Raw genomic sequence first — 6,014 nt, 5'->3', positions numbered from 1 at the left:
TCATCGAGGACTGCATGAGCTGCTTTTGAAAGTCTTTGATGTCATCGAAGCTTTTCATGCTGCTGGCCATTTGCTCAGCCAGTTTCTTGATGTCAGATTGGTTAGTCATTGCTTATTCTCCTGTTAGTGGATTATAAGCAGTTACACAAAGTTTGGGAAACTCTCAGATATCAACCCTATCAAATATCCAGTCTATCCAGCTAATTACCGTCTTACACCTTCGAGGAAAAGTTGTTGTTTCTTTACCAACATTGTAGAGTTTACAGTGCCTTATTAGTTCTTGAATCCTATTCGTAGAAGGGCGTTCACCTTGTTGCAAATAGTCTTTCATAACTATATTAAAGGGTTCATGAGCCAAGATAAGGCTTACTAGCTCGAATTGTCTTTGTTGTAAAGGTAACCCAAATATTTTTTCACCTTTTTTTGTCAGATTGTATTTTTGATCTTCATAGGTTGTTAAATCGAGGTAATTGGTACTTGTGCCATAGTAACTTGCTTGCCTTATCACGAAACCAAACTCTTCTGAAATCTCTGCCTTAGTCATGCTTTCATTTTTTAGATAAAGTAATTCACATAGGTTGATTACTTTATTCAAATCATCCGATTGAGGAAAAGGAGAGTTGGGGTCTTCTACTATTGTAGTATTGTCCGTTATATATTGGAGTTTTTCTAAGCTTAAAGAGTCTTTTATAATGCTATATTTTGCCTCTTTAACCATCTTAATAGATTCAGGTTTCTCTAATTGCTCAAATTCATATTCCCGTAAATAGAAATCGCCATCGGAATAGGTTAAAAAAATATTCCGTACTTTCTTATCTATATTTTGCTCTTCAAGCTTTGCAGTCCATGCCCTATAAGGATAGTAAACCTGCCTTACTAAGAAGTTATCGTGCATAAGATTTTTAACTTCAATAAGGTATATGCAGCTTTCAGACTCAAAACCACCATCTATTTCGATTTGAGAGCTTGATACTGAAAGACTTACGTTACTTAGCTGAAGACGGAAATCCCCTGTCCTCATTCTTCCACCAATTACGTGTGTAATGTAATCTTCTTCAAAAAATGAGGTTAATATACCGCATGCGTTTGCACATAAAAGAGCAGTTGTTTCACTACTAATATTTTCAATATCAATAGCTGTTATATGATCGGGTAGCTTATTTGCCCCTATCGTTTCTAACTTACTGTCGTAGAGAATATCTTCATATACATGGAACTTACCGATTACATAAGTTCCAGTAGTTATGGGTAGAATAGACAGACCGTGTTCAATAAAAATTTTAGGGCGTTTTGCTCGGAAATCAAACTTCGCCATTAGTCTTGCTTCATGATATCTGTTGATCGTCTTTGAAGAAATCTCAAACACACCATCACTTTCTATCCTTTCAATAATAGACAGCTCTGAAAAAAGTATCTCCCAAGCCTCATTAACACTTAGTTTTTTTCTAGCTTTAGTCATAATTTCTTACCAATACCTCTGTAACAGAACCACGTTTACTAGCTACAGAGTTTATATGGCGCTTAGCGCCAACCTCTATTATTTCAAAATCTTTATACAAGTCTTTTATAAAAGGCGTGGCTGAGTTTGAAAGTAAAAATCTTATACCTTTTTGGTTTAGTTTAACGCAAACATCCCTTATTCTTTCCTGTTGCTCAGAGCCAAATCCTCCTTCAACATACCCTGTGAAGTTGGAGCTTTTTGATACTGGGTCGTATGGTGGATCAAGGTAAACAAAAGAACCTTTACGCGCACCTTTTAAAGCATCCTCAAAATCACCGCTTAACAGCTGTATATCATTGTCATTTAAGTACCTGCTAACAGCTCGTAATACGGTCTCATTAATAATATTAGGATTTTTATAGCGTCCGAATGGTGTGTTAAATTCACCAGAGCTATTTACTCTGTAAAGTCCGTTAAAGCAGGTTTTATTAAGATATATTACCCTTGATGCACGTTCTAATGCAGATAGCTGTTCAAAACCTTCTTGTCTATCTTGGGCTCGAATACTGTAAAAATATTCAGCTTCATTTTGATGTTTGGATAAATCTTTTATTAACTCTTCTACGTTGTCCTTGACCACTTCATATACGTTAATTAGTTCAGAATTATAATCATTGACCACAGCTTTTTTAGGCTGCTGATTAAAAAGTACAGCACCACCACCTATAAACGGTTCATAGTATGTAGAGATATTACTAGGGATCAAAGGTTCAATGTCGGTCATCAGCTGTCGCTTACCACCCACCCACTTCAAGAATGGCATAACTAACTTATTTTTGGCTCTTGCCACTTTTTACCTCTTTCTTCAAATTATATCTAGGTTATTCGCTCGCTATCATAACATCATCTTTGTTTTTATCATCAATTGACATGGACGCTCGAAGACATCCAAGCAGATAAACCTAGGCTTCATCTTCTAACTATGACAGATTGACGGTTGGTAAAGTAAGAAAAATGACAGCGGATAGCTTCTTCAAGTCAACTATATGAACCAACAGCCTACGAGCAACAAATTATCACCTATTCCAAAATATATAATTTTGTCGGCGTAAGCCTATCCTGCGATAGACAAATGGGGTCATTTTGTCGGCTATCGCCTATCCTGCGATAGACAAATGGGGTCATTTTGTCGGCTATCGCCTATCCTGCAATCAAATAAAATAGGTAAAAAGACATACCTAAGCTACTTGGATAAGAGCCTTAAGTTGTCTTAGGTTGTTTTAAGTTGTTTTAAGTTGTCTTAGGTTGTTTGATTAGATTCTTTTACAAAACTTGGTTGTTTTAAGTTGTCTTAGGTTGTCTTAGGTTGTTTTAAGTTGTATTTGGTTGTATGGTCTTATCTAAACTAACTAAAGGGGTAACGTATGGCTAAATCCAAGCTAACTAAACAAGCAATACGTTTTTTGGTTCATACATACGATGATGAAACTACCAATCATACTTTTCACGAAGTAAGAAAAATGATTGAAGACAAATTTAAGATAACCGTCACCTATGAAGCAATCCGAAAAAGTTATCATGCTAACAAAAACGCTTTATCAGCTGAAGATAGTAAAGACAATAAAGTTGCTGATGGGAATGGAGTTAATCCTACGTTCAGCACTGAAGCAAAAAAACCATCTGTATCAATGTCCAAACTTAGGGATATTGTTAAGGGAAAATCAACCAGCAAAAAAGACTTTGATACTAGCTATGAAGATATAACTACAGAAGAATTAAACTATCTCTTTTCTTCTTCAGAGAACGATTAGAGTAATGCTATTGATAACTTAAGTTATCAATAGCAGTTTTTGGCTCTTTTCTTCTGTTTGTTTTTTTAGTTATCAACAACCAAAAAGGATTTTAATGCTTTTAGACACGCTGTAAGCCTTGATAGTAAAGGGCTGTAGAGTCCATTCAAGGACGTTTAGTTACCATTAAAGGACACTATTTATATCTTGACCTTGAATAACAATAGATACTTATTCAAGGACGTTTAGTTACCATTGAATGACTTATATTTGTACTGACCTTAAATAACTATTGCTGAAGTTGGTGTGAGTGTTTTTTTGATTAAATCAGTGCTTTTTTCTTTTAGCTTTTAGAGTTATCAACAACCAAAAAGGCTTTTAATGCTTTTAATAGCTTTTAAATGCTTTTAGACACGCTGTAAGCCTTGATTCCATTAGCCTACAGACTCCATAAGGTGACGTTTAGTTACCCATAAGGTGACGTTTAGTTACCCATAAGGTGACGTTTAGTTACCCATAAGGTGACGTTTAGTTACCATTATGAGACAAATTATTTCTTGTCCCAATAGTGACAGTTTGTATAATGTCACCTATAGAGTATAGGTTGAAGTGACTTAAGGAACAAGGATGAAACCAAAGACAAATTTAGTAGTTAAAACCAATCAATTAAATCAGGCGTTACAAACCTTATCACTGGCTGAGGTACGTATTATTCAGTTGGCCATAGTTGATGCTAGAGAAACAGCCACGGGATTAAGCACAGACAAGCCGTTACGAATTGATGCCACTCGCTATGCAGAGGTATTTGGAACTACACGGCAAAATGGCTATAAGCGCATGAAAGAGGCTGAAGAAACCTTATTCAACAGACGTTTTACCTACCTTGATGATAACGGCAAGCCCATTAAAAGCCGTTGGTTGCAGCAGGTACAATATCATGATGGTGAGGGTGCAATAGACCTAGTATTTACTCTTGCTGTTGTAGAAGGTATAAGCCGTATCAATGGTTTAGAACAGTTTTTTACCTCATATTTGCTAGAGCAAACGACACAGTTTGATAGTGTTTATTCAGTACGCCTTTATGAGCTACTGACGCAATGGCGCGCAGCCAAAAAAACTCCATGCTTTCAGTTAGAAGTTTTTAGAAACCAGATGGGCTTAGGAATCAATGAATACAAGAGAATGAACGATTTTAAGAAACGCGTTTTAGATCTTGCTACAGATGAGATTAACGAAAAATCAGACCTTAAAGTCAAGTATGAGAACGTGAAGCAGGGGCGAACAATTATAGGTTTTAAGTTCACTGTTCATGAAAATCCAAAAGCTAAAACCGATAAAGCAGATAAGCTGCGTGATGTTGATACTGCTGATATGTTCACGATTGAAGGGCTAAATGATAAACAGCTAGGGCGTATCGTTCGCAATCCTGCTTTTATGGCGGAGTACAATCATTTAGTAACCCCGACTAGCCCAGCTGGGCAGTCGCAGCAAGGATGGGAGTTTGAGATGATTAATCGCCTAAAAAAAGACGCTTCACAGTTTAAGAAGCGTCCAATTAGAGATTATCTTGAGTATTAGATAACTGAAACGAACCTAATCTATAAACATTTTTTAAAGGCTTATAACTATGATAAAAATAGAGAATTTGACAATCAATATTAGCAAGTTATCAGTAGAAGAAGATGATAATGAGTTGCTGGACTCCCAAATACCAGCAGTAGTACGAGACGAGCTGGTTAGCACGTTACGTATTATTAGCGAAGACTCAAGGTTTGCTGGTCAAACAGTCATTATTCCTGACGAGTGTGAGAAGTATGGCTTTGCGGAAGGAGAATTTGATCTACCTGTACTATTAGAATTTTTAGCAGATATGCTGGAATAGTAAGGTTTTTCTTTATTTCACAAGCAATCGAATTAGAGGTTAGGAGTTTTATTCTATGGCGGTAACAAATCTACCAGTAAAAGAGAGTGCGTTAATTAGTGCTAGTTACAGCCTTAACCTATCTGAAAACAGGTTATTGCTACTTGCTCTAATAACAGCTAAGGAGCTGCTTCATACGACTGATTTAGAGCACTTATTAGGTAAGCGCATTGAGCTATCGGCAGAAAGATACGCAAATATGTTCGATGTACCTAAAAAGTCCGCATACTGCCTAATGCAAGATACTTGTAGAAGCCTTTTTAAACGTCAGTTTAGCTACACCGAAAAAGCTAATAACGAAAGTCTTTGGCATAGAACTAGCCATTGGGTGATTGATATAGCTTACTTGAATGAAACGGAAACAGTCGCTTTAAACCTAACTCCTGCTGTTATTTCATCAATAGATGAGTTAGAGCAACACCTTACGAGCTACGATATAAGAAAGGTGGGTAGTCTTAGTAATGCTCATACAATATGTTTATATGAGCTTTTGACTACTTTACACCGTACTGGTGAAACGCCAAGAGTAAGTTTAGAACAGTTAAGAGATAAGTTAGGTATTTTAGAAGGTGAATACAAGCGTATGTTTGATTTTAAAAGGCAGGTTCTTGATTATTCAATTGCCCAAATCAACGAGCATACGGATATCCAAGTCAGTTATGAGCAACATAAGAAGGTACGCACTATTAGCGGTTTTACATTTAAAATTGAAATGAAAGAAAATACCTAGATATCAGAGACCATCCCGAATTCTGTGTAACTGCCGTTTAGATTAAATGCTTGCTGATACGGTCATCAAACATAATCATAAAACGATTCAGAGCAGACGTCCAGTTACGGATTGGCATCGACCACTTTTTGG

At 36.4% G+C, this 6,014-nt stretch carries 6 protein-coding genes and 1 pseudogene; 4 read left to right on the top strand and 3 right to left on the bottom strand.

Translation table 11 applies throughout. From position 1 onward, the window contains the following. The 3 genes and pseudogenes from JMX63_RS14795 to JMX63_RS14180 all read right to left on the bottom strand — a co-directional run. Positions 1 to 109, bottom strand: a pseudogene (locus tag JMX63_RS14795) (transposase); the annotation flags it as partial. 54 nt (positions 110 to 163) lie between these two features. Next, positions 164 to 1,459 carry a type II restriction enzyme gene (locus JMX63_RS14185; protein ID WP_201573136.1) on the bottom strand — a complete coding sequence of 432 codons (1,296 nt, stop codon included), beginning with the start codon at positions 1,457 to 1,459 and terminating at the stop codon, positions 164 to 166. After that, positions 1,452 to 2,291 carry a DNA adenine methylase gene (locus JMX63_RS14180; RefSeq protein ID WP_201573134.1) on the bottom strand — a complete coding sequence of 280 codons (840 nt, stop codon included), beginning with the start codon at positions 2,289 to 2,291 and terminating at the stop codon, positions 1,452 to 1,454. The genes JMX63_RS14185 and JMX63_RS14180 overlap by 8 nt, the downstream gene beginning before the upstream one ends. A gap of 574 nt (positions 2,292 to 2,865) precedes the next feature. On the opposite strand from JMX63_RS14180, the gene JMX63_RS14175 reads away from it, so the two are divergent. The 4 genes from JMX63_RS14175 (at position 2,866) to repM (JMX63_RS14160) (ending at position 5,882) form a co-directional block, all read left to right on the top strand. Next, positions 2,866 to 3,252 (top strand): hypothetical protein, encoded by a 387-nt coding sequence (locus JMX63_RS14175; protein WP_201573131.1) that lies wholly within the window; start codon positions 2,866 to 2,868, stop codon positions 3,250 to 3,252. Between the two features lie 606 nt (positions 3,253 to 3,858). Further along, positions 3,859 to 4,809 (top strand): replication initiation protein RepM, encoded by a 951-nt coding sequence (gene repM / locus JMX63_RS14170; RefSeq protein ID WP_201573129.1) that lies wholly within the window; start codon positions 3,859 to 3,861, stop codon positions 4,807 to 4,809. Positions 4,810 to 4,858: 49 nt separating this feature from the next. Continuing rightward, a complete protein-coding gene (locus tag JMX63_RS14165; protein WP_201573127.1) occupies positions 4,859 to 5,113 on the top strand; it encodes a hypothetical protein in 255 nt (84 codons plus the stop codon). Positions 5,114 to 5,168: 55 nt separating this feature from the next. Further along, entirely contained in the window at positions 5,169 to 5,882 is a 714-nt protein-coding gene (repM, locus tag JMX63_RS14160) for a replication initiation protein RepM (protein ID WP_201573125.1), read from the top strand. The last annotated feature ends 132 nt before the right edge of the window (positions 5,883 to 6,014 follow it).

Source organism: Psychrobacter nivimaris (genome assembly GCF_904846365.1).
Classification (GTDB): Bacteria; Pseudomonadota; Gammaproteobacteria; order Pseudomonadales; family Moraxellaceae; genus Psychrobacter; species Psychrobacter nivimaris_B.
This window is presented reverse-complemented; position numbering and strand designations above follow the sequence as displayed.